This is a genomic window from Microbacterium sp. 71-36 (assembly GCF_001898305.1).
Classification (GTDB): domain Bacteria; phylum Actinomycetota; class Actinomycetes; order Actinomycetales; family Microbacteriaceae; genus Microbacterium.
Genome location: NZ_MKTP01000001.1, coordinates 1,223,661 through 1,239,263, shown reverse-complemented (window position 1 = coordinate 1,239,263; position 15,603 = coordinate 1,223,661). Strand labels below are relative to the sequence as shown.

Below are 15,603 nucleotides of genomic sequence, written 5' to 3'. Positions count from 1 at the left end.
CCGTGACGCGGCTGGCGGAGCTTCTCGGCATCGACGTCCCGATCGTTCTCGGGCCGTTCGGCGGCCTGTCCTCGATCGAGCTGACCGCGGCGGTGAGCGCCGGCGGCGGCCTCGGATCCTTCGGTCTCTACGGCTACACGCCCGAGCGCATCCACGACACGATCGCCCGGCTCCGGGACGCCACCGATCGGCCGATCGCGGTCAACCTGTGGTGGCCGCGCGGCGACGAGGTGGCCCCGACGGATGTCGACCTGACCCCGGTCCTGGATGCCACGGCCCCGCTCTTCGCCGCTGCCGGTGCCGCACGACCCGACATCCCCGCGGCTTTCCTCCCCGCGGTCGCGGACCAGCTCGACGCGGTGTTCGCGGCCCGACCCGACGCGCTGAGCCTGGTGTACGGGGTTCCGGATGCCGTGACCGTGGCGCGGGCGCGGGAGGGGGGCATCCGTCTCGTCGGCACCGCCACCTCGGTCGCCGAGGCCGTGGCACTCGAGGACGCGGGCGTGGACGCCGTGGTCGCCACCGGCATGGAAGCGGCCGGCCATCGCGTGTCGTTCCTGCGTGATCCCGCCGCGTCGCTCGTGGGCACGTTCGCCCTCGTGCCGCAGGTCGTCGACGCGCTGTCGGTGCCGGTGATCGCGGCCGGCGGTATCGCCGACCGCCGCGGGGTGGCCGCCGCGTTCGCGCTGGGCGCGGAGGGGGTCCAGGTCGGCACGGCGTTCCTGCGCACCCGGCAGTCCGCGGCGACGGCGGCCCACCGCGCGGCGATCGCCGCCGCAGCCGACACCGACACCGTGCTGACGCGGGCGATGAGCGGACGGTGGGCGCGTGGCATCCCGAACCGTGCCGTCCGAGAGATCGAGGCCGCCGGTGCCATCGCGCCCTTCCCCGCGCAGAACTGGCTCACCGGGGTCTTCCGCGCCGCGGCCGCGGCGGCGGGGGAGGGCGAGCTGCTGTCGCTCTGGGCAGGGCAGGCGGCCGGTCTCGCTCGACGCGACGATGCCGTCGAGGTGCTCGCCGAGTTGCGCGCGGGGCTGCCCGGGGCGTCCGGTTAGGCCGAGTCCCGGATCTCGAACCCGTCGCCGTCCGCGGCCCCGGGGGTCTCGGTCACCTCGACGTGCGCGACGCGCGCCAGTGGCGGACCGTGCTGCGCCCACGAGACGAGGGCTGCGACGGCCGCCGCCGTTCCCGCGATGTGCGCCTCGACCGTGCCGTCCCGGCGGTTGCGTACCCAGCCGGTCGCGCCGACGCGTTCGGCCTCGGCGCGGAGGGCCCAGCGGAAACCGACGCCCTGCACGTGACCGCGGACGGTGATCTCGACGGATGCCATGGCATCCATTGTGACCTCACCGGGTGAACACGGGGAAGACGAGGGAGATGGCCAGCCCCCACATCACGAGGGCGATCACGCCGTCGAGCACCCGCCACGCCTTCGGGGAGTCCAGCCAGCGGCCGAGGTAGCGGGCCCCGAAGCCGAGGGCCGCGAACCAGACGAGACTCGCCGCCGCCGCCCCCACCCCGAAGACCCCGCGCTCCGCACCGTGCGTCGCGGCGACGGAGCCGAGGAGGAACACGGTGTCCAAGTACACGTGCGGGTTCAGCCAGGTCAACGCGAGGCAGGTGAGCACGGCGGCGGCGCGGGTGGTCATACGCGTACGCGTGCCCACGGCCGCCCCGCGGGCCGGCGCGGCGGTGTGCGCCTCGACGTGAAGGCCGACCCCCGCGGGGCGCAGCGAACGCCGGGCCGCGACGACGCCGTAGCCGACGAGGAACAGCGCGCCGGCCCAGCGCACGACGTCGAGCAGCCAGGGGACGGCGGTCACGACCGCGCCGACACCCGAGACGCCCAGGGCGATGAGGACGGCGTCGGAAACGGCGCACACGGTCACCACCGCGAGAACGTGCTCCCGGCGGATGCCCTGGCGCAGGACGAAGAGGTTCTGCGCGCCGATGGCGACGATGAGCGACAGGCCGAGCCCGAAACCGGCGAGGAGGGAGGAGAGCACGACGCGACGCTATGGCCCCCACCGCATCAAGTACAGTTCAGGATTCTCACGAACCATTAGCATCGCTTCATGTCGATTCCCCTGGACCTCGCCCGCACGCTTGCGGCCGTCGTGGACGAGGGAACCCTGGATGCCGCCGCCCGCCGTCTCCACATCACCCCGTCCGCCGTCAGCCAGCGGCTGCGGGCGCTCGAAGACCAGCTGGGTCGCGTGGTCCTGGTCCGATCGAAGCCGGTGCGCGCGACCGAGGCCGGCGACGCGGTGGTCCGGCTGGCGCGACAGCTCGCGCTCCTCGAGCACGACGCGCTCACGGCGATCGGAGCGGACGGCGGAGCCGTGGCATCCCTCCCGCTGGCGGTGAACGCCGATTCGCTCGCGACGTGGTTCCTGCCGCCGCTCCAGCGCGTCGCCGAGCGGCACCCCGTCGTGTTCGACCTGCACCGCGACGATCAGGACTTCACCGCCGGGCTCCTCGAATCGGGGACGGTGATGGCGGCGGTCACGTCCCGCGCAGCGCCGGTGGCCGGCTGCCGCGTCCGCCGTCTCGGCGTCCTGCGCTACGAAGCCGTGGCCGCCGCGTCGTTCTGCGCGAGGTGGTTCCCGCAGGGTCCGGACGTCGCGGCGCTTGCGGACGCGCCGGTCGTCGACTTCGACCGCCGCGACGATCTCCAGACGCAGTGGCTCGCCTCCCGGGGGGCGTCGGTCGCGGAACCGCCCCGGCATCGGGTGCCCGCGTCGCAGGACTTCGCGACAGCGGTCCGCCTGGGTCTCGGGTGGGGGCTGCTGCCCGGATTCCAGTCCGCCGACGGTCTCGCCGACGGCTCTCTCGTGCGACTCGGTGGCGATCCGGTCGACGTGCCGCTGTTCTGGCAGCAGTGGAACCTCACCTCACCGCTGCTCGACGAGGTTGCCGACGAAGTCGTGGCCGAGGGACGGCGGGTGCTCGCGGTCGACGGGCTCAGTCGTCGCTGACGCGCAGCACGATCTTCCCGCGGGTGTGGCCCTTCTCGAGCTCGCGGTGGGCGTCGGCGGCATCCTCCAGGTCGAAGACGCGGTCGACGAACACGCGCACGGCCCCCGAATCCAGCAGGCGGGCGATCGTCGCGAGCGCACTGCCGTCGGGGATCACCTTGTACCCGGTCGAGCGGATGCCGCGCGCCGAGGCGGCCTCGCGGAAGCCGGCCCAGCCGCCCGTCGGCACCTCGATGAGCAGCCCGCCGGGACGGAGGACCTCGAGCGACCGCGTCCCGGTGTCGTCCTGGACGTTGCCGATGAGGTCGATGACGACGTCGACGTCGGCGATGGCCTCCTCGAACCGGACCGCGGTGTGGTCCACCACCTCCGCGGCGCCCAGTTCGCGCAGCCAGTCGAGGTTGCGCGGCGACCCGGTGGCGATGACGTGCGCGCCGAAGTAGGCGGCGAACTGCACCGCGAAGTGTCCGACACCACCACTCCCCGCGTGGATGAGGATGCGCTGGTTGGCGTGCGCGAGGGCGGTCTCGACCACGAGCCCCCACGCCGTGAGCGCGGCGAGCGGTACCCCCGCAGCCTCGACGTGCGAGAGCGAGGTGGGCTTTCGGGCGAGCGATAGGGAGGGGACGACCGCGTACTCGGCGTAGGTCCCCGGAGTCCGCGGCGTCGGTGTCATCCCGAAGACCTCGGTCCCCACCGGGAAAGGATGGCCCTCGTACGGGGCCTCGACCACGACGCCGCTGAAGTCGTATCCGAGGGTCGCCGGCCACGCGGTGATCGCGCCGCTCGCGCCACGACCGGCGCGCGTCTTCGCATCGATCGGGTTGATGCCCGCCGCGACGACGCGCACGAGCACCTCGCTCAGGATGGGGCTCGGGGTCGGGACGGTCGCGGTGTGCAGGGCCTCGGGCGCTCCGGGAGCGTCCAGGACCGCCGCGCGCATGGTCTCGGGAAGTGGGGGACCGGGCGCCTCGACGCTGGCCTCGGGACGCGACGATCGGAATCTCATCGGGCGCTCCTCCTCGGGGGTCACGTCGACGGCGGCTCCGCCTCGACTCCCTCAGTCAAGCGCGCCATTGTCTCCGCGGTGTTACACCTCGATCACCGTGTCGCGTCGCCGCGCCGGGAAGGCGCCCCCGCGTCAGTCGCGGTCGGGCACTTCGCCCACGGCGAGGGCGTGGAGCATCACCGAGAGGTGTTGGATGTCGTCCACCGACCAGTCCGCCATCGCATCGTGCAGACGGCTCTCGTGCGGCGCGCGGGCCTCGGCCAGCCGTCCGTGCCCGAGCTCCGAGACGGCGATGAGCCGCGAACGTCGATCGTGGGGATCGGGGGTGCGGGTGACGAGCCCGAGGTCTTCCAACTCGCTGATGGACCGGCTGAGGAAGCCCTTGTCCGCGGCGAGCCGCTCGGCGAGGGCGGACAGGGTCATCGGCCCGAACCGGCTCACCACCGACAGCGTCTTGAAGGTGGCGGGAAGCATCCCGGGGCTGACCCGTTCCGCCGCCTCGGCGACGAAGCGACGGAACACGGTCATCAGCTCCGAGAACGACTGCTCGAGCGCGTGCACGGCGGCTTCGCGCGCGGCGTCGGGTTCGCGGGTCACGTCACCCATCCTCCCCCATCCGCGCGCCGGAGCGCGTGCGACGCCGCGAAGCGGCATCCACGGTCGGCACCGCGCCGGTGGTCGACAGCGTCGCCATGCCGGCGGGGACGGAGACCGTGGCGAGGTCGGCCTCGCTCGCGGCGACCCGCTCGGACGTGGTCATCCGGGTGAGCGGACGGTTGGGCAGGAACAGGATCGCGAGGAGGCTCACGATCGCCACCGGCACCGCGATGAGGAACGCGTGGGCGATGGACTGGGCGTAGATGTCCTCGACGATCACGCGCACGGTGTCCGGCAGCGTCGACACCTGCGGGATCGTGCCCGACTGCAGCGCCTGGGCGACCGGGGCTCCGGCCGCGCCGAGTCCGGCGATCGCCTTCTGCACGTCGGCCGCGCGATCGGTGAACAGGCCCGTCGCGGTGCTGGCCAGGACCGCCCCCATGACGGAGACGCCGATGGTGCCGCCGAGGCTGCGGAAGAACGTCACACCGGAGCTCGCCGCCCCCATCCGTGCGGGATCGGCGGTGTTCTGCACGATCAGGACGAGGTTCTGCATGGTCATGCCGACGCCCGCGCCGAGCAGGAACATGTACACCGACACCAGTGCGAAGTTCGTGTCGTAGTGGATCGTCGACAACAGGTAGGTCCCCGCGATGAGCAGCACGCCACCGACGACGAGGAACGGCTTCCACCGGCCGAAGCGCGAGATGAGCGCACCGACGATGACGGATGCCAGCAGCAGCCCCGCGATCATCGGGATGGTCATGACGCCGGCCTCGGTGGGCGTGGCACCGCGGGCCATCTGCATGTACTGGCTGAGGAACACCGAGGTGCCGAACATGGCGAGGCCCGTCGCGATCGAGGCGATCGTGGCGAGGGTGAACGTGGCATCCCGGAAGAGCGTGAGCGGCACGAGGGGCTCGGACGAACGCAGCTCCACCACGATGAACAGGAGCGCGGCGAGGACGGCGCCGCCGACCATGAGGAGGGTCTCGGTGCTCGCCCAGTCGAACGAGCGGCCGGCGTTGGTCACCCAGATCAGCAGCAGCGACACGGCCGTCGACAGCAGCACGATGCCGAGGTAGTCGATCTTCACCTTGCGCTTCTCGCGCTTCGGGAGGTGCAGCGTGCGCTGCTGGATGAGCAGGGCCGCCACGGCGAACGGGAGGGCGACGAAGAAGTTGAATCGCCAGCCGAAAGCATCCGTGATGACGCCGCCGAGGAGCGGACCGCCCACTGTCGCGACGGCCATGACGGCGCCGAACAGGCCCATGTAGCGGCCGCGCTCGCGGGGGCTGATGATGTCGGCCATGATCACCTGGCTGAGCGCGGCGAGGCCGCCGGCGCCGAGGCCCTGCACCGCGCGGAACGCGATGAGCATGTCGGTGTTCTGCGAGAAGCCGGCGGCGGCGGTGGCCAGCACGAAGATCGCGATCGCGATCTGGATCAGCACCTTGCGGTTGAACAGGTCGGCGAGCTTGCCCCAGATGGGAGTGGAGATCGCGGTGGTGAGCAGGGTCGCGGTGACGACCCACGTGTAGGCGTTCTGGTCACCCGAGAGGTCGTGGACGATGACGGGCAACGACGTCGAGACGACGGTCGAGGCGAGCATCGACACGAACATGCCGAGCAGCAGTCCGGTGAGGGCGGGGAGCACGCGCCGCGGGGCGGCGGTCTCCGGAGGGGATGAGGTCATGCGGGGCTCTCCAGGGGAGGAAGAAGGATGCCGCGACGACGTCGGCGCGTTAGTTGACGAAGATCAACTATACGCCGAATGTTTGATTCAGGTCAACTATCCGTCGAAGAGCGCGAGGGCGCGGTACCTCTCGGTCGGCTCAGGGCGGGGAGCGGGCGCGCGCCCCGCGGTCGTGCGGCGATACAACTCGTCAATGAGGGAAGTGGCCAAGCGCACGAGCGAGGAGATCTCCTTCTCGTCGCGGTCCACCCACTGGCAGCGGGGCTCGTCGCCGATCGGCACGAAACCGTCGTGCTGCTCCCATGCGACCAGCGTGCGCTCCGCCCCGAGGACGTGCTGCTGCCACCACACCTGACGCAGGTACGTGCGAGGGATCGAGCGCCACGCCTTGTTCGTCGTCTTGATCTCAGCCAGGACGATGCGTCCCTCTGCGTCGACGACGACACCGTCCGGTGTTGCGAGATGACGCTTCTCGACGACAGCGTGGTAGAGCGCCGACGACGGCTGGATGCCGTGCGTCGCGGCGACCCAGGCCGCGATCTCGGGCTCGCGCCGGCGGCCGTGCGCCGTGTAGGCGTTGCCCGAGAAGTTCGAGCCGAGGAGCTTGGCATCCGCCGCCCGCGCGATCGCATTGGCGCTCGTGAGCGTGGCGACGTCGGTCGCGGTGATGCCGCGCGAGCGTGCCCGGATCCACGCCACCCGGTCGCGGGAATCGGCGACGATCCGCGACTCGAGGTCGGCGCTGCGGGAGGCGACGAGCTCGGGGGACATGCGTTCGAGACTAACCCCGTCGCGCGGTGTGGCTGCGCGGGCTGCCCGGCGTGCCGGGCGAACGGTGGGCGCCGAGACCGCATCCAATTGCCGAGCACGTAGCCGTTCGGGGCCCATTCGATGCGGTGTCGACGATTCGCTGCGGTTTCGTGGATGCCGTGCGGGCGGGGTGGCCATTCCTCCACAGGGCGTGGGGCTGTGGACGGTGGCGGAGGTGCGTGGCGCTGAGCGGGCAATGTGGAGGGATGCAGGGCGAAACGGATCTCGACCGGGCACGTCGCATGCTGTACCGACGGGCAGATCTTCTCGATCGCGGCGTCGCTGAAGCCGCGCTGCGTCGTGCGGGTGTCGAGGGCGCGTGGCACCGCTTGTGTCCCGGCGTCTATGTTGATCGCCGTCTCTACGCCCCCCTGCGCCCGGCGGAACGCCACCTGCTTTCGGTCGTCGCGGCGGTCGACCAGGCCCGCGGGGCAATCGGCGTCGTGTCACATCTGTCGGCGGCGGTGCTGCACGGCCTGCCGCTCTACCGGTTCGACGCGGAGCGCGTCGCTGTGACGGTCGCGGCCACGGCGCACCCGCCCAGCGGGCCACGCGTGCGCCGGCACACGGATGCCCTCCATGACGGCGATGTGGTCGAGATCAGCGGCATCCGCTGCACGTCGATGGACCGGACGATCATCGACGTCGCGCGCACGGAGCCGCTCGAAGCCGCCCTCAGCTGCGCCGACGCCGCGCTTCGCCGCGAAGTCATGACGGGGCGACGCTTCGACTCGGCCGCGCAGGATGAATGGCGTGAGCGCATGCGGATTCGGACGGCTCGCGCCGCAGGCAGTCGTGGCATCCGCAACGCCCGTCGGATCGTCGAGTTCGCGGACGGGCGCGCCGAACTGCCGGGAGAGAGCGTGAGCAGGCTGCAGCTGCACCGCCTGGGCTTCCGCGACCTCGACCTGCAGGTCCCGGTCGAGGGGCCGCATCGATCCATGTACTACGTCGATCTCGCGTTGCGCGAGGTCAAGACGTTCTGGGAGTTCGACGGCGAGGTCAAGTACCGCGACGCGGCGATGCGAAAGGGGGGCTCGGTGGAGGACGTGCTCCTCCAGGAGAAGCGGCGCGAAGACTGGATCCGCGGCAGCACCCAGTGGCGACTGTGCCGCGGTGGCTTCTCCGACATCGCCACCCCCGAGACCCTCGCTCGACGCCTCGCCGCCTTCGGCGTGCGCTCGCCCAGGTGACCGCGCGACGGTTGTGGCGGTGGCGAAACCGCATCCGATCGTCCAGAACGCATGCGAATGCGGCCCATCGGATACGGTCTCGTCGATCGGGAGCGTTTTCGCGGCCTCGGGCGGGGCGGGGCGGGCGGTTTGGCGGGACGGGGAGGGATCGGGTAGAGTGGGGGCAAGCCAAAGACCGCCGGTCATCGTCGTGCGTGCACGAAGATCGAAGCGTCTGCCGAAAGGCAGAGGACCTGCGCAGGTGTATGTGACTCCTCCCGATCGGGAATCCGAGCTCCGTGCCCTGCGCCGGAGCTCTTCTTTTTTGCCGTCGCCCGGTGTCTTGGCCGGCGCCCCGCTTCCGCGGAGCGCCTCGTACACACAAGGAGTGGCCATGGCGCAGAAGGACGCATCGGTCGCCGAGCTCACGAAGCACTTCGAGAACTCGACTGCCGTTCTGCTGACCGAGTACCGCGGTCTGACGGTTGCCCAGCTCAAGCAGCTGCGCAACGACATCCGTCAGGACGCGGAGTACGCCGTGGTGAAGAACACGCTGACCAAGATCGCCGCCGCCAACGCGGGGGTCTCGGGACTGGACGACGAGCTCAAGGGCCCGTCTGCCATCGCGTTCGTGCACGGCGACCCCGTCGCCGTCGCGAAGAGCCTGCGTGCCTTCGCCAAGGCTAACCCTCAGCTCGTGGTGAAGGGTGGCTACTTCGATGGCGCCCCCCTGACCGCGGATGAGGTCAACAAGCTCGCCGATCTCGAAAGCCGTGAAGTCCTGCTGGCGAAGCTCGCCGGTGCGATGAAGGCGACGATGACCAAGGCGGCATACGTCTTCCAGGCGCTTCCGTCGAAGGCCGTTCGCACGGTCGACGCGCTGCGCGAGAAGCAGGACACCGCGGCCTGACCCGGCCCGGATGACAATCCCGATCAAGGAGAAACACAATGGCTAAGCTCAGCACCGAAGAGCTGCTCGACGCGTTCAAGGAGCTCACCCTCATCGAGCTCTCCGAGTTCGTGAAGGCGTTCGAGGAGACGTTCGACGTCACCGCCGCCGCCCCCGTGGCCGTGGCCGCAGCCGGCCCCGCCGGTGGCGCCCCCGCCGAAGAGGTCGAGGAGAAGGACTCGTTCGACGTCGTCCTCGAGGCCGCCGGCGACAAGAAGATCCAGGTCATCAAGGTCGTCCGCGAGCTCACCTCGCTCGGCCTCGGCGAGGCCAAGGCCGTCGTCGACGGTGCCCCCAAGGCCGTGCTCGAGGGCGCGAACAAGGAGACCGCCGAGAAGGCGAAGGCTGCCCTCGAGGAGGCCGGCGCTTCGGTGACCCTGAAGTAATTCAGTCACCTTCGAGGTACACGAAGGCCCGGATGCCACTGGCATCCGGGCCTTCGTCGTTCCCGCGTGATGGCACCGGGTTTCACGCGGCGCGGCACTGATGTTCACCGTTTCGAAACATCGGAGTCTGGGAAATCGATATGTCTTCCTCTACGGTCGAAGAGACCCCCCCCGTCGATCCCCCCACCCGACGTCGCTCCGTCGCGCGTCGTTCTTTGGAGACCCATGCATCACGCACCCTCCCGCGCGCCCGCGCGCCGATTCACCACCACCCTGAGTGCCGTCCTCGGCGCCGCTCTGCTCGGATCCGCGCTGGTCCCCGCCCCCGCTTTCGCGGCCGACGGCCCCCGGGTGGTGATCAACGAGGCCTACCTGAAGGGCGGGAGCGCCGGCGCTCCCTTCGCCGAGAAGTTCGTCGAGCTCTACAACGCCGGCGACACCGCGCAGGACCTGACCGGGTGGTCGCTGCAGTACCGCTCGGCGACCAGCGTGACGGCGCCCACCGGTGCGAACACCCAGGCGCTGAGCGGCTCGATCGCGCCGGGCGGGTACTACCTGATCGGCCTCCCCGGGAACGGGACGACCGGGGCCGATCTGCCCGGCCCCGACCTCACGAGCGGGCTGAACCCGTCGGGGACGACCGGCCAGCTCTTCCTCGCGAACGTCGCGGAGTCGCTCGCCCTCCCGGCGGGAGACGTCGACGACCCCCGCGTCGTGGACTTCCTCGGATACGGCGGCGCCGTCTCGTTCGAGGCGGCGCCGGCCGTGGTCGACGGCCCGAACGGAACCCCCAACTCCCTCGTGCGCACGGACTTCACCGACACGGGTGACAACTCCGCCGACTTCACCAACGCCACGACGGTCACCCCGCAGTCCTCCGGGTCGACGCCCTCGCCCGAGCCGACGGACGACGCGCCGAGCGACCCCGGCCCCGGGGCTCCCGCCGACACCGTCGCGATCCGCGACATCCAGGGCACCGGTGCGACCACGCCGTACGCCGGCACCACGGTCACCACCCGCGGCGTCGTCACGGCGGCCTACCCGACCGGCGGATACAACGGCTTCTTCCTCCAGACGCCGGGCACCGGCGGCGACATCGACGTCGCGGCGCACACCGCATCCGACGCGATCTTCGTCTTCGGCTCCGCCGCAACCGCCCAGGTGAAGAAGGGCGATTTCGTCGAGGTCACGGGTCCGGCGAGCGAGTACTTCGGGCAGACGCAGCTCACCGTCGCCGCCGATGGCGTGCGGTTGCTGGACGAGACGCCCGCCGCCGTCGAGCCGGCGAAGATCGAGTGGCCCGCGACCGACGAGGAGCGCGAACGCTTCGAGGGCATGCTCCTCGCGCCGCAGGGCGACTTCACCGTCACCAACACGTACTCGACCAACCAGTACGCCGAGGTCGGACTCGCGGCGGGCGCCGGTCCGCTGCGCACCCCGACCGACGTCGCGCGCCCGGACACCGATGAGTATCGCGACGTCGTGAAGGACAACGCCGCGCGCGCGATCGTCCTCGACGACGGGGCTTCGCTGAACTTCCTGTCGACCGCGAAGGACGTTCCGCTGCCGTACCTGTCGCTCACCGATCCCGTACGCGTGGGGGCGGCCGTCACCTTCGAGACGCCCGTCATCCTGGATTTCCGCAACAACGCGTGGAAGTTCCAGCCGACGGAGCAGCTCACCGTCGACAACGCGGACACCGTCCAGCCGGCGACGTTCGAGAACACGCGCACCGAAGCCCCGGCGCCGGTCGGCGGCAACGTGAAGATCTCGAGCTTCAACGTGCTCAACTACTTCACGACCACCGCCGCGAGCGTCGGCTGCACCTCGACGTACAAGGACCGCGCGGGCAACCCCGTTACGGCCGACCGCTGCCCGGACAACGGCCCCCGCGGTGCCGCCAACGATGAGAACCTCCAGCGCCAGCAGGCGAAGATCGTCGCCGCCGTCAACGGTCTCGGTGCCGACGTCGTCTCGCTGGAGGAGATCGAGAACTCGGCCCAGTACGGGAAGGACCGTGACGAGGCCCTCTCGACGCTCGTCTCCGCCCTCAACGCCGCCCTCGGGTCCGAGCAGTGGGCCTTCGTCCCGTCGCCGGCCGCACTCCCGGCGTCGGAGGACGTCATCCGCACGGCATTCATCTACAAGAAGGCGGTCGTCGCGCCGGTCGGCGAGAGCGTCATCCTCGACGATCCCGCGTTCGCCAACGCCCGACAGCCGCTCGCGCAGGGGTTCGCCCCGATCGGCGACACGGATGCCACGATCCTGGCGATCGTGAACCACTTCAAGTCGAAGGGCGACAGCGACCCGAAGGCCACGGGCGACAACGCCAACGGCATCCAGGGTGCCTTCAACGGCGACCGTGTACGCCAGGCGGAGGCCCTCGGGAACTTCGCGGCGCAGCGGTCGGCGGCGCTCGGTACGGACGATGTGTTCCTGCTCGGCGACTTCAACGCCTACACGAAGGAGGACCCGATCGAGAAGCTCCGCTCGTTCGGCTTCGAGCCGCTCGAGACCGGAACGGGCAAGTACTCGTATTCGTACGACGGGCAGTCCGGTTCGCTCGACCACGTCCTCGCGTCGCCGTCGGCGCGGGGGCTGGTCACGGGAACCGACATCTGGAACATCAACGCGGTGGAGGCTCTGGCTCTCGAGTACAGCCGTTACAACTACAACGCGCTGAACTTCTACGAGACCTCGCCCTACCGTTCCAGCGACCACGACCCCGTGATCGTGGGCCTCGACCTGTCGTCGACGACCGACATCAACCTGCTCGGCATCAACGACTTCCACGGCCGCATCGATGCGAACACCGTGAAGTTCGCGGGTACGGTCGAGCAGTTGCGGGCCGAGGGGGGCGACGACCGTACGCTGTTCCTCTCCAACGGCGACAACATCGGCGCCTCGCTCTTCGCGTCGTCGCTGTTCGAAGACCGCCCCACGATCGATGTTCTGAACGCTCTGGAACTGGCCGCCTCCGGCACCGGCAACCACGAGTTCGACAAGGGGGCGGACGACCTCGCCGGACGGGTGTCGGATCGCGCGGACTTCCCGTACCTGGCGGCCAACGTCTTCAAGGACGGGCAGCCGCTGCTTCCCGGCTACGCGATCTTCGAGGTCGACGGCGTGCGCGTGGGCGTGATCGGCGCCGTCACGCAGCAGACGCCGACGCTCGTGTCGAAGGAGGGCATCAAGGGCATCGAGTTCCGTGACCCGGTGGCGGAGGTCAACCGCGTCGTCACGGAGATCGACGACCAGGTCGACGTGATCGTCGCCCAGTACCACGAGGGCACCGAGCTGAGCGGTTCGACCGCCACGCTCGCGCAGGCCGTGGCCGAGGGCGGTGCCTTCGCCGAGATCGTGAACGACACGGATCCGGCCGTGGATGCCATCTTCACCGGCCACACGCACGCCGAATACGTGTGGGACGCGCCCGTCCCCGGCGGCGACGGCACCCGCCCGATCCTGCAGACCGGCAGCTACGGCGCCAACATCGGACAGATCGTCCTGTCGGTGGACGAGGACGGGGATGTGGTGCGGTACACCGCCCGCAACGTCCCGCGCCTGTCTGCACCGGACGCGGCGGCGAGCGCGGCGCTGGACGCGGAGCTCATCGCGACGTACCCGCGTGTGGCGGAGGTGAACGACATCGTCACCGCGGCGCGCGCCGAGGCGGATGTGGTCGGCCGCGAGCCCGTCGGATCGGTGACGGCAGACATCACGACCGCCTTCCAGGAGGGCGGCTACGTCGACGGCGTCTACACCGGCGGCAAGCGCGACGACCGCTCGAAGCAGTCCGCGCTGGGCGGTCTGGTGGCCGACGCGCTGCGCGAGACCCTCGCCGACCCTGAGCGGGGCGGCGCGGACATCGCGGTGGTGAACCCGGGCGGACTGCGGGCCGAACTGTTCCGCGACACCGACGGGGTGATCACGCTCGCCGAGGCGAACGCGGTGCTGCCGTTCGTGAACAACCTGTGGACCACGACCCTCACCGGGGAGCAGCTGCGGGTGATGTTCGAGCAGCAGTGGGGCGATGCTTCGGGTCGCGGCACGACGAATCTCGCGCTCGGCGTCTCGGACAACGTCCGCTTCACCTACGACGCCACCCGCCCCGCGGGGGAGCGCGTTCTCGGCATCTGGATCGACGGCGTGGCCGTGGACCCGGCGGCGGAGTACCGGGTCGGATCGTTCAGCTTCCTTCTCGGCGGTGGGGACAGCTTCTCGGTCTTCCAGGAGGGGAAGAACACGCTCGATTCCGGTCTCGTCGACCGGGACGGCTGGATCGCCTACCTCCGCACTCACCCCGGCCTCACCCCCGACTTCACCGCGCGCGGTGTGCAGGTCACGGGTCTGCCCGCCGAGATCACGCCCGGAGACGAGTTCACCTTCACCGTGTCGAACCTCGATCTCACGTCGCTCGGAGCGCCGCAGAACACGTCCCTCGCGGCCTCGTTCGGCGCGGGTGAGACGACGGAGGCTCCGGTCGCCGGCGGATCGGCGACGGTCACCGCGACGGTGCCCGCGGACGCCCTCGACGTGATCGAACTGCAGCTCACCGCGCAGCCGACGGGCACGCTCGTGACGGTTCCGCTGCGGCTCGCGGACGCCACGGAGGTCGGCGGCGGTGCGGCGGGCGAGGGCGGCGGCGCCCAGGGCGAGGGCGGCGACGCGTCGGCGTCCGGCGGTGCGCTCGCGATCACCGGGGCCGACGGCGCGTGGATGGGGGCCGGCGTCCTCGCCGCCCTCGCGCTGCTCGGCCTGGGAGTGGTGGCCCGACGCCGGTCGCTGCGCCGGATCGACTGACGCGGAACCACAAGGACCCCGGATGCCTGGCATCCGGGGTCCTTCCGCGTCAGGCGCTGCGCGGGGGAGCGGTCGAGGCGCGCACCACGAGGCGCGCCGGGGCGAGCGTACGGGGCGGAGGCGCCTCGCCGTCCAGCATGGAGAGCAGGAGACGCGTCGCCTCGACGCCCTGCTGCTCCGGGTACTGTTCCACGGTGGTGAGGGAGAACATCTCGGCGTAATCGTGTCCGTCGATGCCGACCACGCTCAGCTCGGTCGGCACCGAGATGCCCATGCGGCGCGCGGCGATGATCACGCCGATCGCCACTTCGTCGCACGCGGCGACCACGCCCGTCGGGCGCGAGGCCGCATCGGCGAGGAAGGACGCCGCGGCGGCGTAGGCGTCGGTGATCGTCAGCGTGGAGGGGACGCTGCGGATGCGCACGGCGAGCCCGCTGTCGTTCATCGCGTTGCGGTAGCCGATCGAGCGCTCGTCGACGTCGCGGGCCGGTGCGTCGGTGGGCGGTGTGCTCCCGACGAACGCGATGTCGGTGTGGCCCAGGGCGATGAGATGCTGCGTCGTGATGCGCGTGATGCCGATGTTGTCCAGCCCCAGGGTCGGGATGCCCTGCAGCGGGTTGCCGATGCAGACGGTCGGCTTGTCGATGGCGAGCAGCCGCTCGAGGTCGGTGTCGCCGGGTTCGAGGGCGACGGCGATGATCCCGTCGAACCTCTTCCGGGCGAGGTACTTCGAGTACAGGCTCTCGCGGTCGCGCGACCCGGGCTCAGCGACGTACAGGGTGACGTCGTAGCCCTGCGAGATCAGCGACCGCTCGACGCCCTCGATGATGGCGCCGAAGTACCAGCGGTTGACCTTGGGGACGATCAGGGCGACCGTACGCGTGCGTCCCGTGGCCAGGCTCACGGCACTCGTGGACGGGACGTAGCCGAGGGATGCCGCGGCGTCGGTGACCCGCCGGCGGGTGTCGTCCGAAACGTAGCCGCCGCCGGTCAGCGCGCGACTCGCCGTCGACTTGGACACGCCTGCCAGGCGTGCCACATCGGCGATTCCGCTCATGAGCCGTCTTCCTCGAGGGTCGTCGACGTCCGTGTCGACGTCAAGAAGAGTATCCGACAAATGAAGAATCTGGAACCGGTTCCTCTGCGTGTCGGTCCCGAAAAACCCCGCCATTCCGCCAGTTATGGAGTCGTGATGAAAGTTTG

13 protein-coding genes are annotated in these 15,603 nt (G+C 70.5%); 6 read left to right on the top strand and 7 right to left on the bottom strand.

The annotated features are described in order from the left end of the window. Positions 1 to 2: 2 nt before the first annotated feature. On the top strand, positions 3 to 1,055 hold the full coding sequence (locus BGO45_RS06085; protein WP_292691814.1) for a nitronate monooxygenase family protein: 1,053 nt from the start codon (positions 3 to 5) through the stop codon (positions 1,053 to 1,055). Here BGO45_RS06085 and BGO45_RS06080 read toward each other — a convergent pair. Together BGO45_RS06080 and BGO45_RS06075 are read right to left on the bottom strand one after the other, a co-directional pair. After that, positions 1,052 to 1,330 carry an acylphosphatase gene (locus BGO45_RS06080; RefSeq protein WP_292691812.1) on the bottom strand — a complete coding sequence of 93 codons (279 nt, stop codon included), beginning with the start codon at positions 1,328 to 1,330 and terminating at the stop codon, positions 1,052 to 1,054. The genes BGO45_RS06085 and BGO45_RS06080 overlap by 4 nt on opposite strands. A gap of 16 nt (positions 1,331 to 1,346) precedes the next feature. Then, entirely contained in the window at positions 1,347 to 2,006 is a 660-nt protein-coding gene (locus BGO45_RS06075; protein ID WP_292691810.1) for a LysE/ArgO family amino acid transporter, read from the bottom strand. Between the two features lie 69 nt (positions 2,007 to 2,075). On the opposite strand from BGO45_RS06075, the gene BGO45_RS06070 reads away from it, so the two are divergent. Beyond that, complete coding sequence (locus BGO45_RS06070; protein WP_292691809.1) at positions 2,076 to 2,978, top strand: LysR family transcriptional regulator ArgP; 903 nt, start codon at positions 2,076 to 2,078, stop codon at positions 2,976 to 2,978. On the opposite strand, the gene BGO45_RS06065 is transcribed toward BGO45_RS06070, so the two are convergent. From BGO45_RS06065 to BGO45_RS06050, 4 genes are all read right to left on the bottom strand, one after another. Further along, on the bottom strand, positions 2,965 to 3,921 hold the full coding sequence (locus BGO45_RS06065) for an NADP-dependent oxidoreductase (RefSeq protein ID WP_292692893.1): 957 nt from the start codon (positions 3,919 to 3,921) through the stop codon (positions 2,965 to 2,967). The genes BGO45_RS06070 and BGO45_RS06065 overlap by 14 nt on opposite strands. 198 nt (positions 3,922 to 4,119) lie before the next feature. Beyond that, complete coding sequence (locus BGO45_RS06060; RefSeq protein WP_076494509.1) at positions 4,120 to 4,593, bottom strand: MarR family transcriptional regulator; 474 nt, start codon at positions 4,591 to 4,593, stop codon at positions 4,120 to 4,122. Further along, positions 4,586 to 6,280 (bottom strand): MDR family MFS transporter, encoded by a 1,695-nt coding sequence (locus BGO45_RS06055; RefSeq protein WP_292691805.1) that lies wholly within the window; start codon positions 6,278 to 6,280, stop codon positions 4,586 to 4,588. The genes BGO45_RS06060 and BGO45_RS06055 overlap by 8 nt, the downstream gene beginning before the upstream one ends. A gap of 96 nt (positions 6,281 to 6,376) precedes the next feature. Then, a complete protein-coding gene (locus BGO45_RS06050; protein WP_292691803.1) occupies positions 6,377 to 7,051 on the bottom strand; it encodes a YqaJ viral recombinase family protein in 675 nt (224 codons plus the stop codon). A 26-nt stretch (positions 7,052 to 7,077) separates the two neighbouring features. Between BGO45_RS06050 and BGO45_RS06045 the strand changes: the two genes are divergently transcribed. The 4 genes from BGO45_RS06045 to BGO45_RS06030 all read left to right on the top strand — a co-directional run bounded on the left by BGO45_RS06045 (position 7,078) and on the right by BGO45_RS06030 (position 14,400). Beyond that, a complete protein-coding gene (locus BGO45_RS06045; RefSeq protein WP_292691802.1) occupies positions 7,078 to 8,283 on the top strand; it encodes a hypothetical protein in 1,206 nt (401 codons plus the stop codon). Positions 8,284 to 8,656: 373 nt separating this feature from the next. Next, the gene (gene rplJ, locus BGO45_RS06040; protein ID WP_022879998.1) at positions 8,657 to 9,172 is read left to right on the top strand and encodes a 50S ribosomal protein L10; all 516 of its coding nucleotides are present in this window, start codon (positions 8,657 to 8,659) and stop codon (positions 9,170 to 9,172) included. Between the two features lie 38 nt (positions 9,173 to 9,210). Further along, positions 9,211 to 9,597 carry a 50S ribosomal protein L7/L12 gene (rplL, locus tag BGO45_RS06035; protein ID WP_076494519.1) on the top strand — a complete coding sequence of 129 codons (387 nt, stop codon included), beginning with the start codon at positions 9,211 to 9,213 and terminating at the stop codon, positions 9,595 to 9,597. A gap of 225 nt (positions 9,598 to 9,822) precedes the next feature. Next, the gene (locus BGO45_RS06030; RefSeq protein WP_292691796.1) at positions 9,823 to 14,400 is read left to right on the top strand and encodes an ExeM/NucH family extracellular endonuclease; all 4,578 of its coding nucleotides are present in this window, start codon (positions 9,823 to 9,825) and stop codon (positions 14,398 to 14,400) included. Positions 14,401 to 14,449: 49 nt separating this feature from the next. On the opposite strand, the gene BGO45_RS06025 is transcribed toward BGO45_RS06030, so the two are convergent. Then, on the bottom strand, positions 14,450 to 15,457 hold the full coding sequence (locus tag BGO45_RS06025) for a LacI family DNA-binding transcriptional regulator (RefSeq protein ID WP_076494521.1): 1,008 nt from the start codon (positions 15,455 to 15,457) through the stop codon (positions 14,450 to 14,452). Positions 15,458 to 15,603: the final 146 nt, after the last annotated feature.

Bases quoted from the DNA above. Each gene is read 5' to 3' on its own strand.
- BGO45_RS06080 (WP_292691812.1), bottom strand. From the start codon at position 1,330: ATGGCATCCGTCGAGATCACCGTCCGCGGTCACGTGCAGGGCGTCGGT.
- BGO45_RS06070 (WP_292691809.1), top strand. From the start codon at position 2,076: ATGTCGATTCCCCTGGACCTCGCCCGCACGCTTGCGGCCGTCGTGGAC.
- BGO45_RS06065 (WP_292692893.1), bottom strand. From the start codon at position 3,921: ATGCGCGCGGCGGTCCTGGACGCTCCCGGAGCGCCCGAGGCCCTGCAC.
- BGO45_RS06060 (WP_076494509.1), bottom strand. From the start codon at position 4,593: ATGGGTGACGTGACCCGCGAACCCGACGCCGCGCGCGAAGCCGCCGTG.
- BGO45_RS06055 (WP_292691805.1), bottom strand. From the start codon at position 6,280: ATGACCTCATCCCCTCCGGAGACCGCCGCCCCGCGGCGCGTGCTCCCC.
- BGO45_RS06050 (WP_292691803.1), bottom strand. From the start codon at position 7,051: ATGTCCCCCGAGCTCGTCGCCTCCCGCAGCGCCGACCTCGAGTCGCGG.
- rplJ (WP_022879998.1), top strand. From the start codon at position 8,657: ATGGCGCAGAAGGACGCATCGGTCGCCGAGCTCACGAAGCACTTCGAG.
- rplL (WP_076494519.1), top strand. From the start codon at position 9,211: ATGGCTAAGCTCAGCACCGAAGAGCTGCTCGACGCGTTCAAGGAGCTC.
- BGO45_RS06030 (WP_292691796.1), top strand. From the start codon at position 9,823: ATGCATCACGCACCCTCCCGCGCGCCCGCGCGCCGATTCACCACCACC.
- BGO45_RS06025 (WP_076494521.1), bottom strand. From the start codon at position 15,457: ATGAGCGGAATCGCCGATGTGGCACGCCTGGCAGGCGTGTCCAAGTCG.